This is a genomic window from Aequorivita aurantiaca (assembly GCF_030410135.1).
GTDB classification, from domain to species: Bacteria; Bacteroidota; Bacteroidia; order Flavobacteriales; family Flavobacteriaceae; genus Aequorivita; species Aequorivita aurantiaca.
Genome location: NZ_JAUGQQ010000019.1, coordinates 1 through 14693 on the forward strand (window position 1 = coordinate 1; position 14693 = coordinate 14693).

At 38.6% G+C, this 14693-nt stretch carries 12 protein-coding genes and 1 rRNA gene; 11 read left to right on the forward strand and 2 right to left on the reverse strand.

Features of this window, described 5'->3' with window-relative positions:
* The 11 genes from QRD02_RS14005 to QRD02_RS14055 all read left to right on the forward strand — a co-directional run.
* Positions 1-1125 (forward strand): hypothetical protein (locus QRD02_RS14005; protein ID WP_290255591.1); only part of this gene is annotated, 1125 nt, incomplete at its 5' end.
* Positions 1126-1249: 124 nt separating this feature from the next.
* Positions 1250-1486: a hypothetical protein gene (locus QRD02_RS14010; protein ID WP_290255592.1), complete on the forward strand. Its 237-nt coding sequence runs from the start codon at positions 1250-1252 to the stop codon at positions 1484-1486.
* 176 nt (positions 1487-1662) lie between these two features.
* Positions 1663-2844 carry a DUF748 domain-containing protein gene (locus tag QRD02_RS14015; RefSeq protein WP_290255593.1) on the forward strand — a complete coding sequence of 394 codons (1182 nt, stop codon included), beginning with the start codon at positions 1663-1665 and terminating at the stop codon, positions 2842-2844.
* A 60-nt stretch (positions 2845-2904) separates the two neighbouring features.
* Positions 2905-3576, forward strand: a complete 672-nt coding sequence (gene trmD / locus QRD02_RS14020) for a tRNA (guanosine(37)-N1)-methyltransferase TrmD (RefSeq protein WP_290255594.1) — start codon at positions 2905-2907, stop codon at positions 3574-3576.
* Positions 3577-3643: 67 nt separating this feature from the next.
* Entirely contained in the window at positions 3644-5440 is a 1797-nt protein-coding gene (locus QRD02_RS14025) for a DUF885 domain-containing protein (RefSeq protein ID WP_290255595.1), read from the forward strand.
* A gap of 133 nt (positions 5441-5573) precedes the next feature.
* Complete coding sequence (gene rplS, locus QRD02_RS14030; RefSeq protein WP_290255596.1) at positions 5574-5924, forward strand: 50S ribosomal protein L19; 351 nt, start codon at positions 5574-5576, stop codon at positions 5922-5924.
* Positions 5925-6596: 672 nt separating this feature from the next.
* The gene (locus tag QRD02_RS14035) at positions 6597-8825 is read left to right on the forward strand and encodes an NADP-dependent isocitrate dehydrogenase (protein WP_290255597.1); all 2229 of its coding nucleotides are present in this window, start codon (positions 6597-6599) and stop codon (positions 8823-8825) included.
* A 62-nt stretch (positions 8826-8887) separates the two neighbouring features.
* Entirely contained in the window at positions 8888-11248 is a 2361-nt protein-coding gene (locus tag QRD02_RS14040) for a TonB-dependent receptor (RefSeq protein WP_290255598.1), read from the forward strand.
* 3 nt (positions 11249-11251) lie between these two features.
* Positions 11252-12052 carry a DUF4249 domain-containing protein gene (locus QRD02_RS14045; RefSeq protein WP_290255599.1) on the forward strand — a complete coding sequence of 267 codons (801 nt, stop codon included), beginning with the start codon at positions 11252-11254 and terminating at the stop codon, positions 12050-12052.
* A 104-nt stretch (positions 12053-12156) separates the two neighbouring features.
* Positions 12157-12972 (forward strand): N-acetylmuramic acid 6-phosphate etherase, encoded by an 816-nt coding sequence (murQ, locus tag QRD02_RS14050; RefSeq protein ID WP_290255600.1) that lies wholly within the window; start codon positions 12157-12159, stop codon positions 12970-12972.
* Entirely contained in the window at positions 12965-13189 is a 225-nt protein-coding gene (locus tag QRD02_RS14055) for a DUF6095 family protein (protein WP_290255601.1), read from the forward strand. Before murQ ends, QRD02_RS14055 begins: the two co-directional genes overlap by 8 nt.
* A gap of 54 nt (positions 13190-13243) precedes the next feature.
* On the opposite strand, the gene QRD02_RS14060 is transcribed toward QRD02_RS14055, so the two are convergent.
* Positions 13244-14344 (reverse strand): T9SS type A sorting domain-containing protein, encoded by a 1101-nt coding sequence (locus QRD02_RS14060; protein ID WP_290255602.1) that lies wholly within the window; start codon positions 14342-14344, stop codon positions 13244-13246.
* A gap of 270 nt (positions 14345-14614) precedes the next feature.
* Positions 14615-14693, reverse strand: a 5S ribosomal RNA gene (rrf, locus tag QRD02_RS14515); the annotation flags it as partial.

Below are 14693 nucleotides of genomic sequence, written 5' to 3' on the forward strand. Positions count from 1 at the left end.
AATGCTTTTACTATTGACGCTGCTTCCGGAGAATTAAAAGTATTGAACAAAGTGCTTTTTGATTTTGAAACCAATCCAACAATTACAGGAACAATTAGCGTTGCGAATGGCCTTGCCGTTAAAAATGCTTTGGTGACTATTTCTTTGAATGATTTAGTTGAAGAAAATATATTTAATGGAAATGTTATCTTATCCACTCAAGCTGAAGTAGACGAATTTGGAACGCATGATTACACTGGTATTACTGGATATTTAATCATTGGTTACAATCTTGGTCCAGATTATTCAAATATAGAAGATATATCACCCCTGCAAGCATTAACTTTTGTTGGCGGCGAAATTATTATTTCATATAATGAAAGACTTCAAAATTTAATAGGTCTCCACAACCTTGTGGAAATTGGTACTAGCCTTAATGTATACGAAAATCCTGTTTTATCTACATTAGAAAGTCTAAGCAGTTTAACTGTAATTAATAGAAATTTAGGAATTATAGGAAACGCTTCTTTAGCAAACCTTACTGGCTTACATAATATTACATCAGTGGAAGGAGACTTAACTGTTCAATCTTTGAGAGTTTCAAATTTAGAAGGGTTGGATAGCATAATATTTGCTGGAAGTTTAAACGTATCTTTTAACAGCAGTCTACAAAATATTGATGCTTTATCCGCACTTACAGAAATGAGTGGATATATTGTAATTCAGAAAAATCCACTTTTGAACAATCTCGATGCCCTCCAAAATATAAATAGTAACATAAGTCAGCTTCGTATTTTAGAAAACGATTTATTAACAAATTTAAATGGTTTAAGAAATATTGGAGCAAGCGTTTATTTAGAAGTTTCTCAAAATCCCGCCTTAATAACTTTATCCGGATTGGAAAGCGTTACTAACATAAACCAACAAATAGTTATTACAGATAACGACAACCTTACAAATTTAAATGGTTTGAATAATTTAATTGAGGTTGGACAGCAAATGAGAATTTGGCAAAATTCAAATTTATCTGATTTCTGTGCTCTAACAGATTTATGCGTTTCTGGCAACCTCTCTTCTTTTTCAGCTGAAAATAACGCTTACAATCCAACAAAACAAGACATCATAGACGGAAATTGCAGTTTGTAATCTTCACATTTTTATATAAAATATAGCAATGAACAAAACACTTTTTATACTACTCTCATTGATCATTTTAGCTTGTAACAACTAAGATGACAGCAAACCAAAAACTAGCGAAAAGGAACTGCGATTGGTAACGGGTATAAACTTGTTGCCCGAAAATGGACCAAGTCCCATTCAACTTGGCAATCCCAATATTTTTATCGATAAAAGTATTTTGTCCGTCTATCCAAATCCTGTAGTAAACATATTGACTATTAATTCCTATTATGAGATTTTGGACGTGTGGATAATTCCGGCAACTCCTGAAAAGATTCATCAAGAAACAAATTTTGAAACAGTTGTGGGACAATATTTTATTTATTGATAATGGAGAACTTCAAGACGTTTTTGATTATTGGGAATAAAAACTTCAGGTCCAAAAAATAATATTTATTTCTAATTAACTTTATTGAATATATCGTGGACAGTTTTTTATGACATCATTAACTGAAAAATCCCTTGCTTTCAATCAAATTTGTTAAAAATCATTTTCGCGATATTATGTCAGAAATCAAAAAATATAGAGGTTTTAAAAAGAAACGCTACATCATCCCCATCATTATTTTAATTCTGCTCATTGCCTTTCGGCTATACCTGCCCACGCTTGTCAAGAACTATGCAAACAAAGTGCTGGCTGACATTCCGGGATACTATGGCCATGTAGAAGATATTGATATTGCCTTAATTCGAGGTGCTTATGTTATTAACGGGATGTACCTTAGCAAGGGCACGGCAGACTCACAAATACCTTTTCTGAATTTTCCAAAAAGCGATATTTCTATCGAATGGAAATCACTGTTCAAAGGAAAAATTGTAAGTGAGATAATTATGACCGGTCCAGAGATAACTTATGTTTTTGAAGATCAGGAAAAAACCCCAACCGATGGCGAGCCCGACGTTGACGATTGGACAAAAGCCTTGACAGATCTCGTGCCGATAGACATCAACCATTTCGAAATACACGATGGAAAAATAGCCTTCGTGCAGCTTTCCGCCAATCCGAACATCGATCTGCAAATAGACCAATTGGAATTAACCGCAGACAACCTCCGCAATGTGGTGGAAAAAAATCGCATTCTCCCCTCTCCCATTCGTGCAAGCGGGATTTCCATTGGTAATGGTAAGGTTGCTCTGGAAGGATACATGAACTTAGTCAAAGAAATACCTGATATGGACCTGTCCTTCTCTCTCGAAAACGCAGATGTTACGGCGCTGAATGATTTTACGAATCACTACGCTGGGCTCGATTTCGATAGAGGTACCTTCGGAATTTACAGTGAAATTGCCATCGCCGACGCCCATTTGGTGGGCTACGTAAAACCCCTTTTGACCAATACAACGCTTATTGGCGAGGACGATAATTTTGTGGAAGTGCTCTGGGAAGGTTTTGTAGGATTGTTCAAATTTATACTGAAAAATCAAGGTACGGATACCTTGGCCACAAAAGTGCCATTTGAGGGAGACCTAAACAACGTTGAAGCTGGCGTGTGGCCCACCGTCCTGAATATTTTTGAAAATGCATGGATTCAGGCATTTAAAGGCGAAGTGGACAATGAAATAAATTTCAAGGATGCCTTCAAGGAAGGTGAAATTACGCGGGAGGAAAAACGTGAACTTCGAAAAAAGGAACGTGAAAAACGGCGACAGGAACGCAAAAAGGAACGAGAGGCCAAAAAAGGGTAATTCTATAACCAAATTCTTACTTTTGCTGCTCACTTGCTTACTGCAGAAACACCCATTGCAATGCGAATTGATATTATTTCCGTTTTGCCGGAACTTTTACAGAGTCCCTTTGAAGTTTCAATCCTGAAGCGCGCCATTGAAAAAGGCTTGGTCCAGCTCCACGTCCACAATCTTCGCGATTATTCAACGAACGCCTATAAACAGATTGATGATTACCAATTCGGGGGCGGCGCCGGAATGGTGATGATGATTGAGCCTATCGATAAATGTATTTCCGAATTGAAAAGCCAACGGGATTACGATGAAATTATCTACATGACGCCCGATGGGAAAACATTCAATCAGCATGCAGCCAATGACCTTTCACTGAAAGAAAATATCATTATTCTCTGCGGCCATTATAAAGGTGTGGACCAGCGCGTTCGGGACCAATTCATTACCCGCGAGATATCCATTGGCGATTTCGTGCTGAGCGGTGGCGAACTTCCCGCGGCCCTTGTTTGCGATGCAATAATCAGATTGATTCCCGGTGTATTAGGTAACGAAACCAGCGCCCTCACTGATTCTTTTCAAGACAATCTTTTGGCGCCACCCGTTTATACCCGCCCAGCCGAATACAAAGGTTGGAAGGTTCCCGAAATTCTTACCAGCGGCAATACTCCAAAAATTGAGGAATGGCGCGAGGAAGAAGCGTATAGACGCACCAAGGAGCGCAGGCCGGACTTGTTGTAACATTCCTTCCCTTTAAAAGACTGATAGTAAATTTCCATCTAAAAATTTCAACCTAATTCACCAAATTATGTTCAAAAACAGCACATTAGTATTGATGCTTTTGCTCGCCCTTTCCGCTTGTAAAAATGAATCAAAAGAGAAAAATCCAGAGGAAAAACAAACAAATGTGGACACAGATTTAAACCATATGCTCAATAATTATTACGAAGAGGGATTAAAGCTGAATCCACTAAATGCAACCTTTTCGGGTGATGCCAGGTATAACGACAGCTTCCCGAATTTTCTTTCGGACGAATATACTTCTGAATTGAAAAATTATTACACTAAATATAAAGATGAAGCTTCAAAAATTGATGATTCCGATTTATCCGAAACCGAAAAAATGAGCAAAGCCATTCTTTTGTGGGAGTGTAATATAAATCTGGAGGCTCTTTCCTTTAAAAATTCACAGTATTTTCCCATTGACCAAATGTGGTCCGTAAATCTTTTGATGGGCCAATTGGCCAGCGGAAGCAGCGCGCAACCTTTCAAAACCGTGGAAGATTACAGCAATTGGCTGAAACGTGTTGATGGATTTGTACTTTGGTTGAATTCCGCAGAAAGCAGGATGAGGGAAGGAATGGCGGCCGGTTACGTGCTTCCAAAATCCTTGATTGTGAAAGTGATTCCGCAACTGAAGGCTATGACAGAAACAAATGTGGAACAAAACCTATATTATTCCCCCATAAAAAACTTCCCCGAAAATTTTTCCGAAGAAGATAAAAAACAAATTGGTGAAGATTATTTCAAAATGGTTTCTGAAAAAATCGTGCCCGCCTATAAAAGTCTGCACGATTTTATGGCCGGCGATTATTTAAAAGCCGGAAGAACCACAACCGGAATTGCGGACACGCCAAATGGAGAGGCATTTTACAAACATCAAATAAAACTGTACACTACCACTGAAATGACGGCAGACGAAATTCATCAATTGGGTTTAAATGAAGTGGCACGCATTTCTTCCGAAATGGAAAAAGTAAAGGAGCAGATTGGTTTTAAGGGGAATTTGAAAGCATTTTTCAATCACGTGCGCACAAATAAAGAAATGATGCCGTTCAACGAACCGCAACAAATTATCGATAATTTTTATGCCATTCATGAAAAGATGAAACCACAGCTAGAAATACTTTTCGACAATAAACCCAAAACCGAATTTGAAGTAAAACAGACCGAAAAATTCCGTGAAAATTCCGCAAGCGCAGAATACAATCCCGGTAGTTTGGATGGGACGCGCCCGGGAATTTTCTATGTTCCCATTCCAAATGCTTCCGAATATAATATTTACAGCGACGAATCGCTCTTTTTGCACGAAGCTATTCCCGGGCACCATTACCAAATTTCATTAACGCAGGAAAATGATGCTTTGCCCATGTTCCGCAAAACCCTTTTCTACAGCGGCTATGGCGAAGGTTGGGCGCTATACAGTGAATCGCTTGGGAAAGAACTTGGACTTTTCACAGATCCGTACCAATATTTCGGAATGCTCGGCGCTGAAATGCACCGCGCCGTGCGCTTGGTTGTAGATACCGGAATGCACTCAAAAGGTTGGACCCGCGAGCAAGCCATTCAATATTGTTTGGAAAACGAAGCCGAATCTGAAGCTGGAATTATTTCAGAAATAGAACGCTATATGGCGAATCCTGGGCAGGCATTGGCCTATAAAATTGGACAATTGAAAATTTTGGAGCTTCGCGCAAAGGCCGAAAAGGAAATGGGCAATAAGTTTCAAATTGCGGAATTCCACAACCAAGTATTGGAAACGGGTTGTGTGCCGCTTGCTTTGCTCGAGAATAAAATAAATAATTGGATAGCAAATAGCAAATAGCAAATTGACGAGGCAAAAAAAGGTCTCAAGACTTGCCTCATAAGATAAATTTGTTACTTTTGCACCCACTTAATCCAACCTCTGGCGAGAATCGCGAATGTTGTTTTAATTTAATCCATAACAAATCAGCAAAATGGAAGCATTACTGAAATTTGTACAAGACGAATTTGTTACAAAAAAAGAATTTCCTGAATTCGGAGCCGGTGACACAATTACCGTGTATTATGAAATCCGTGAAGGCGAGAAAACAAGAACCCAGTTTTTTAGAGGGGTTGTAATTCAAGTGAAGGGAACTGGTGTTACCAAAACCTTTACAATCCGTAAAATGAGTGGTACTATTGGAGTGGAGCGTATTTTTCCACTTAATATGCCAGCACTTCAAAAAATTGAAATTAACAAAAAAGGTAGCGTACGCAGAGCTCGTATCTACTACTTTAGAGGTCTTACCGGGAAAAAAGCCCGTATCAAAGAAAAACGCTCATAGTTTTAATTTGTTGAAAACTCTTAAAAGCCCTGTAAACTCAGGGCTTTTTTTATGAACAAATGTTTATAAACAATGTTCGTAAACGGTGGATTTTAAAACGCCGATAATTGCGTTCTTTTTCAATTTTACAAACTAAATTAGCAATATCAATATGGTGTTAAAGTCATATCGAAACCATAAAGTAACGTTCTTTTACATTATTTTTTCCTGATTTATTATGACGCTAACGTTCTTAGGATTGTTAGTTTCTAGATTTCGAAAAAATAAAAAGAAAACACTTTACAACTTTTTTGATTGCTTGAGGTACTCACGATCTTTAGATTATTAGTATTGAGATCATAAAAGTTTGGGTCTGTTTTAAAAATTGCATATACCTAACGGTTAATGCATATTTCAAAACAAAACCCGTGTAAGTAAACAACAGCCGCAAGTGTATAATAAGCTTGCCTTGATCCCGATTTTGTCGGGATGGTTGGCAAAGGTTTACTTTACAAGGAGCCATATCACAATGTATTTTATACAGTGATATGGCTTTTCTTGTTTTAGGGCGTTTTGACTTTACATTTTTTTTGCCGCTTTCATCCCTATACCAACTTTCATAAGCACTACCAAATTGCTATATTTGCAGTCCGTAAAATTTATTTAACACCACCACTTTTCAAAAATATTTCAATGACAAAATCTTCCAAAATTATATATACCAAAACCGATGAAGCTCCGGCGTTAGCCACTCATTCCTTTTTGCCGATTGTAAAGGCTTTTACTTCACCCGCAAACATCCAACTTGAAAGTCGCGATATATCTTTGGCTGCAAGAATTTTGGCAGTCTTTCCCGAATATCTTTCCGAGGAACAACGCGTAAATGATGATTTGGCGGAACTCGGCGAACTGGCAAAAGCTCCAGAGGCAAACATTATAAAACTACCCAATATCAGTGCTTCCGTGCCGCAGCTTACCGAAGCAATTACTGAACTTCAAAAGAAAGGATTCCCTATTCCTAATTATCCGGAAACTGCATCTACTTCCGAAGAAAAAGAAATAAAAGCAAAATACGATAAAGTAAAAGGAAGTGCAGTAAACCCGGTACTTCGCGAAGGAAATAGCGATCGTCGTGCACCGAAGGCGGTAAAGAATTATGCAAAAAAGCATCCGCACAGTATGGGTGCTTGGAGCAGCGACAGCAAAAGTCACGTTGCCACCATGAAACAGGATGATTTCTTCCACAATGAGAAATCCCTCACGATGGATTCCGATAATACGCTGAGCATTGTTTTACTTGAAAATAATGGTGAAAAAACTGCTTTAAAGGAAAATATAAAAGTGCTGAAAAACGAAATCATCGACGCCACGGTAATGAACAAGCAGGCATTGGTAAATTTTCTTGAAGAACAAGTAAAAGATGCAAAAGAAAAAAACGTATTGTTTTCGGTGCATTTGAAGGCAACGATGATGAAAGTTAGCGACCCAATTATTTTTGGATACGCGTTGAAGGCTTATTTTGGCGAATTATTCCAAAAACATGCCGAGACGTTTAAAAATTTAGGCATTGATGCCAACAATGGATTAGGCGATTTAGAAAACAAACTTCGCGAATTACCGGAAGAAAAAAGAAATGAAATTCTTTCGGACATTAAAAGGATAATGGCTGAAAATCCGGATTTGGCAATGGTTGATAGCGACAAAGGTATTACTAATCTACATGTGCCGAGTGATGTGATTATTGACGCCTCGATGCCGGCAATGATAAGAAATTCCGGAAAAATGTGGGGTCCCGACGGAAAAAGTCAAGACACAAAAGCTGTAATCCCGGATAGCAGTTATGCGGGAATTTACGAGGCTACAATTGAATTCTGCAAAAAACACGGCGCTTTTGATCCCACCACAATGGGAACAGTTCCAAACGTAGGACTGATGGCGCAAAAAGCTGAGGAATACGGCAGCCACGATAAAACCTTCGAAATTTCGGCAAAAGGAAAAGTACAGGTTTTGAACGCTTCCGGAGATGTAATTATTGAACACAATGTCGAAAAAGGGGATATTTGGAGAATGTGCCAAGTGAAGGATTTACCGATTCAAGATTGGGTAAAACTCGCCGTGGAACGTGCTCGGGCAACGGAAACTCCTGCCATTTTCTGGTTGGATGAAAATCGCGCCCACGACGCAGAAGTAATTAAAAAAGTAAAACAGTATCTGAACGATCACGATACTAATTGTCTTGAAATAAAAATTCTTTCCCCAGAAAAAGCGACCGAATATACATTGGAACGTGTAAAAGCTGGGAAAGATACCATTGCGGTAACCGGAAATGTTTTACGAGATTATTTGACCGACCTCTTCCCTATTTTAGAGTTGGGCACCAGCGCAAAAATGCTCTCAATAGTTCCTTTGATGAATGGCGGCGGACTATTTGAAACTGGTGCCGGAGGTTCCGCACCAAAACACGTTGACCAGTTTTTGGAAGAAAATCATCTTCGTTGGGATTCTTTGGGCGAATTTTTGGCGCTTGCGGTTTCCTTGGAACATTTGGGAACGAAATACAATAATCCAAAAGCCCTCATTTTGGCAGATGCCTTAGATGAAGCTACCGAAAAATATCTTGAAAACAGCAAATCTCCCTTAAGAAAAGCCGGGGAAATTGACAATCGCGGAAGCCATTTCTATCTGGCAATGTATTGGGCCGAAGCCCTTGCCTCGCAAGATAAAGATGAAGATCTGAAAAGAATTTTTTCGCCCATTGCACAAAAGCTAAATGAAAATGAAAAGAAGATTAATGACGAATTGATAAACGCGCAAGGTAAATCTGTGGACATTGGTGGCTATTATGAGCCGACCGAAAAATTGGTTTCTGAAGCCATGCGCCCCAGTAAAACATTTAATAACATACTTGCGGAAATAAAGTAAAAACCAAACCGTTTAAAGACCTTCAGTTTCGCTGAAGGTTTTTTTATATACAGAAAATACATTTGAAAAAATTACTCCCATTTCTACTTTGCTTGATAAGTTTTTCCGCTTTTACTCAGGAAAAATTTACGCTTAGCGGAATTATTTCCGAATCCGAAACCGGCGAAACGCTCATCGGCGTCAACGTAATAATTCCCTCCCTTCAAACGGGTACCGTCACCAACCAATATGGCTATTATTCCATCACACTTCCGCAGGGAGAATATGAAGTAATTTATAGCAGCATTGGTTTTGCAGCGCAAAAAATTCTAATTTCTCTTTCAGAAAATAGAAAAATGGATTTAGAATTAGCTACCGACACGGAAAGTTTGGATGAAGTTGTAATTGAAACGGATGTTGAAAAACTCGATATTCGCAGTTCGCAGATGAGCGCGAACACGCTTTCCACAAGCACCATTAAAAAAATTCCGGTTGTTTTGGGTGAGGTTGACGTTATAAAAGCAATAACGCTACTTCCCGGAGTTACGAGCGCGGGCGAAGGGGCGAGCGGTTTTAACGTCCGTGGTGGCGCGGCAGACCAAAATTTGATTTTGCTTGATGAAGCTACGCTTTATAATTCTTCGCATTTATTCGGCTTCTTTTCGGTTTTCAACCCAGATGCCATCAAGGATTTAACGCTTTACAAAGGAGGAATTCCCGCCCGATATGGCGGACGAATTTCCTCAGTTTTGGATATTTATCAAAAAGATGGAAACAAACGTCAATACAACGCGAGTGGCGGAATTGGTCTTGTGGCAAGCCGTCTGCTGTTGGAAGGTCCAATTAAAAAAGATACAGCTTCATTTTTACTCGGCGGCAGAAGTAGTTATGCACATTTGTTTTTGCCGTTGTTCGACAATGATAACATCGCGTATTTTTACGATTTAAACACAAAATTGAGCTATAATATTAACGAAAACAACCGACTATTTTTATCGGGTTATTTCGGAAGGGACGTATTTGAAATCTCTGATACTTTTGCGAATAGCTTCGGAAACACCACGCTCAACTTGCGCTGGAACCATCTTTTTACGGATAAGTTATTTTCGAATCTTTCCCTGATTTATTCTGATTATTATTACGGTTTGGAGTTGAAATTCGTTGAATTTGATTTCGATAGCGGCATCCGAAATTTCAATCTGAAATATGATTTTATCCATTATCTTTCAGAAAATATCGATTTGCGATACGGCATAAATAGCATTTATTATAAATTCAATCCCGGCAACGTGACGCCCACTACGGAAGATTCCGGCATAAATCCTTTTAAATTGACCAATAAATATGCTTGGGAAAATGCGGTTTATTTGGATTCTGAAATTGAACTTTCCGATAAAATTTCGATCCAGGCAGGACTCCGATTTTCAACTTTCAACCGGTTGGGACAGGATGAATTGTTTTTATACGAAAATGACAATCCTATTCTTTACAACTCCGAATTGGACATTTATCAAAAAGCAAAGCCAATTGACACTATTTCTTTCAGCCGAAGCGAAACTATAAAGTCTTTCGCAAATCTTGAGCCCCGCTTTGCAATTTCTTATTTATTGAATGACAATTCCTCAATTAAGGCGAGTTATAACCGGATGGCGCAGTACATCCATTTAATCAGTAACACCACATCGCCAACGCCTTTTGATATTTATGCGCCAAGCGGAAAATATATTGAACCGCAATTGGCAGACCAAGTGGCGCTTGGCTATTTCCGAAATTTTGAGAATTATTCTTTGGAAGTGGAAACGTTTTATAAAAAAGTAAAAAACCGATTGGATTATGTGGACGATGCCGATTTGATAGCCAACAACGCAGTGGAGCAAATTTTGCTAAATGGCGAGGCCAGAGCATACGGATTGGAAATGCTTTTCAAAAAAAATACTGGGAAACTTCAAGGTTGGCTTGCATATACACTTTCAAAAAGCGAGCAGCGAACGCCGGGACGAACGGCGATTGAAAGTGGCATAAACAATGGCGAATGGTATAATTCAGCTTGGGATAAAACCCACGATGTGTCCGTTACGGGGCAATATGAATTGTCAAAAAAATGGTCGTTTGGGGCGAATTTTATTTTCCAAACGGGAATACCGACTACTTTTCCCGAAGGTCAATATATTTATAATGGATTGGTCGTTCCCGTTTATGAAGCCCGCAACAGCAGCCGACTTTCACCTTTTCACCGTTTGGACCTTTCAGCTACATGGACGCCAAAACCCAATTCTGAAAAGCGCTGGAAAGGGGAATGGGTATTTAGTGTTTACAACGCTTACGACCGCAAAAATGCCGCATCCCTTTCATTTCAGGAAAATACCGATACGGGACAGAATGAGGCCGTTCGGCTTTCAATTTTTGGGATAATTCCGTCCGTAACCTATAACTTTAAATTTTAGAATATGAAAAAGTTATTATTATTGCTGGTTTTCTGCGGAATTTTTATTTCCTGTGAAGAAGTTGTGGAAGTTGAATTGAACGATGCTCCGCCAAGACTCGTGGTGGAGGCAAATTTGAATATTTGGGAAGACGGAACTTCACTCGCAGTCGTTCGATTAACCACCACCGCGCCATTTTTCAACGACAATATACCATTTGTATCGGATGCGACAGTTGTGGTTACAAATGAAAATGGGCAGGTTCACCCTTTTTCTTATTCGGAAAACGGCTTTTATGTTTCGAATATGTCGCCTCAAATGAATACGGATTATACCTTAACTATCATTTATGAGGATGAAATCTACACGGCCACTGAAAAGCTTTTTACTGTGGCTCCTTTGGAATTTGTTGAGCAACGAAATGATGGCGGTTTTACGGGCGAAGATATTGAACTAAAGGCATTTTTTACAGACCCTGCCGGAGAAGAAAATTTTTATTTTTTTGAAGGGCTTTCGGAAAGGGGCGATTTACTGAACGTTTACAGTGATGAATTTTTCGATGGAAATAGGATTTTCGGATATTATTTAGTTGAGGATTTAGAGGCTGGAGATGAAGTTCAGTTTAATATTTATGGGGTAAATGAAGCATTTTACAATTTTATGTTTATCCTTTTGCAACAAACCGGCGAGTCGGGCGGTGGGCCATTTGAAACACAACCGGCAACCGTTCGAGGAAATATTATAAATGAAACGAATCCGGACAATTTTCCGTTGGGATATTTTAGAATTTCGGAGGTTTCAACCCTTAATTATACCGTTCAGTAAAATATTATAACTTAGCCAACTCCAATATTTATGAAATCGAAATCGAAATCGAATTTGAACACTGAACACTAAACACTGAACACTGAACACCGAACACTAAAAATATGTCTTTTATAAAAACCACGGAATCCGATTCAAAATACAACCATTTGGAAAAAATGAGTGTTTCCGAATTGCTTCAAAATATCAACAATGAAGACAAAACCGTGGCCTTTGCGGTTGAAAAAGCAATTCCGCAAATCGAAAAATTGACCGAAAAAGTCGTCGAAAGATTGAAGATTGGTGGAAGATTATTTTATATCGGTGCGGGAACAAGTGGCCGCTTGGGAATAGTTGATGCCAGTGAATGCCCGCCAACCTTTGGAGTTCCGCACGATTTGGTTATCGGATTAATTGCCGGTGGCGATACAGCAATCCGCAAAGCTGTAGAATTTGCCGAAGATTCCGAAACTCAAGGTTGGGATGATCTTCAAAAAGAAAATATTTCGGAAAAAGACATTGTAATAGGAATTGCCGCATCGGGTACTACTCCCTATGTAATTGCAGCACTCCAAAAATGTAAGGAGAATAATGTGGCTACGGGATGCATAACTTGCAATGAAGGAAGTCCTTTGGCCACAACGGCAGAATTTCCTGTGGTTGTCGCTGTGGGACCTGAATTTGTTACCGGAAGTTCACGAATGAAGGCAGGAACAGCACAAAAATTAGTTTTAAATATGATTTCAACTACGGCAATGATTCAACTCGGAAGAGTAAAAGGAAACAAAATGGTGGATATGCAATTGAGCAACAACAAGCTTGTGGATCGTGGCATACGGATGATTATTGCCGAACTAAATATTTCAGAAATAGAGGCACAAAAACTTCTGGAAAAATATAAAAATGTTCGCAACGCTATAAACAATTTTCAAAATGGGTAAAGAGCATACAGATTTTGAGTTATTAAAAAAAGGTTTGAAATTTATGGCCTTCGCACTACCTCTTCTCTTTTTGAGTCCTTATTTAATTACATTGTCTTTTTTGAATAAGGAAAACCTAATGTTTTTCATCTTTCTATTTGTTGGAATTATTGCCGGCGCAGGAGCAATTTATTTTTGTTTCAAAGGAATTAACACTATCCTCAAATCGATTTTTTAATGGAAAAAAAACCATCCTATATGGATGGCCTTTTAATTGAAATGTAGTTGAAATCTATTCTTTAATAACTTTCAATGTTTTTGAAGCGCCGGCGGATTTTAAGTTGATAAAATAAATTCCTGCTGGAAATGATGCAAGGTCAACTTCCACCTTCTTCGTTTGTGGATAAATCGTAAAGAGCTGCTGACCTAAAACATTCGAAACATTTACCTCCGCAATTTCGGATGAATGGGACAAATACAATAAATCCTGAGTGGGATTTGGATAAAATCTGAAAGCATTTTCGTTAAATTCATTAATTCCAACCGTTGTAAAATTAAGACTGCCAAAAAATTGAGAATTACCAGCGCTAATTAATTCACTTATACCCGTTGTCGGATTCAAACGGCTAACCCCGGATCCACTAGACCAAAGAATTTCACCGTTGCCCAGCGTTGCCACCCCTCTTAAATTTCCTAAACTCCAATAGTCAATAATAGCGCCGTCGGTTTCTGAAAATCGGTAGAGTCCATTTTGATTACCACCTGATATTACACTAAAAACCGCTGCCAATATCACCCCTGGTTCTTCAATGGCTATTTGCTGAACAAAACTAACTACACCAGATGGCACGATGTTGCCTAAAAATGATCCACTATAATCCCGACGTTCAATATTATCGGTAGAACTGTAGGATATGTATGCCTCGCCATTACCGTTATCTATTACATCAAATGGGGATACCGATTGTGGCGTTGTTAAGAAAAATCCTAAATTATTCCCATCAAAATCAAATCGGACAATGCCATCACCAGGGGCTCCATTACCAGTTCCTGCATTACAAACCCAAACTTCACTATTAACAATACCCAAACCACGAATGTTATCTAATCCGGTATCAATAGATGAAAGAAAATTACCGTCTAAGGAGTATCGCTCAATTTTGTCATCAAGCTGATAGGTAATCCAGATTTCTTCATCAACCTGAATTAAAGCTTTGGGTGTTCCTGAATTAAGGGAAATAAATGCGGGATCAATAATGTTTCCATTTTCACGATCCAGCAATATTACCTGCCCTTCCTGTATAACGCCAATTCGTTCTTGTGAACAAATAGTGAATGATGAGATAAAGAATAAAAGACAGCAGATTGATTTTAGTAAAGTAATTTTTCTCATAATATATTTTTTTGGATTCAAAAAGATATGGATTATATCTATAAAAAACAAAGATTTACAAAGATTTACAATGATTTCGCTCCTTTTAAATATATTATGCAAACAGAATCAAGAATAATTATTCTTGCTAATTACAATTCTTTTGGGTTTTTGAAAGAAACAAATTGGAGGCGCTTCCTAAGCTCTATCAACTCATAAGTATGAGAAATTTTACAGATAGAGAAGAATTGAAAAAAAAAAGCCCCTCACTTTTTGTGAGGGGCTCTTAAAGGAAGGCGGCGACCTACTCTCCCACGAGGTGCAGTACCATCGGCGCAAACGGGCTTAACTTCTCTGTTCGGAATGGTAA

Bases quoted from the DNA above. Each gene is read 5' to 3' on its own strand.
- QRD02_RS14025 (WP_290255595.1), top strand. From the start codon at position 3,644: ATGTTCAAAAACAGCACATTAGTATTGATGCTTTTGCTCGCCCTTTCC.
- murQ (WP_290255600.1), top strand. From the start codon at position 12,157: ATGTCTTTTATAAAAACCACGGAATCCGATTCAAAATACAACCATTTG.
- QRD02_RS14060 (WP_290255602.1), bottom strand. From the start codon at position 14,344: ATGAGAAAAATTACTTTACTAAAATCAATCTGCTGTCTTTTATTCTTT.
- trmD (WP_290255594.1), top strand. From the start codon at position 2,905: ATGCGAATTGATATTATTTCCGTTTTGCCGGAACTTTTACAGAGTCCC.
- QRD02_RS14055 (WP_290255601.1), top strand. From the start codon at position 12,965: ATGGGTAAAGAGCATACAGATTTTGAGTTATTAAAAAAAGGTTTGAAA.
- QRD02_RS14015 (WP_290255593.1), top strand. From the start codon at position 1,663: ATGTCAGAAATCAAAAAATATAGAGGTTTTAAAAAGAAACGCTACATC.
- QRD02_RS14035 (WP_290255597.1), top strand. From the start codon at position 6,597: ATGACAAAATCTTCCAAAATTATATATACCAAAACCGATGAAGCTCCG.
- rplS (WP_290255596.1), top strand. From the start codon at position 5,574: ATGGAAGCATTACTGAAATTTGTACAAGACGAATTTGTTACAAAAAAA.
- QRD02_RS14045 (WP_290255599.1), top strand. From the start codon at position 11,252: ATGAAAAAGTTATTATTATTGCTGGTTTTCTGCGGAATTTTTATTTCC.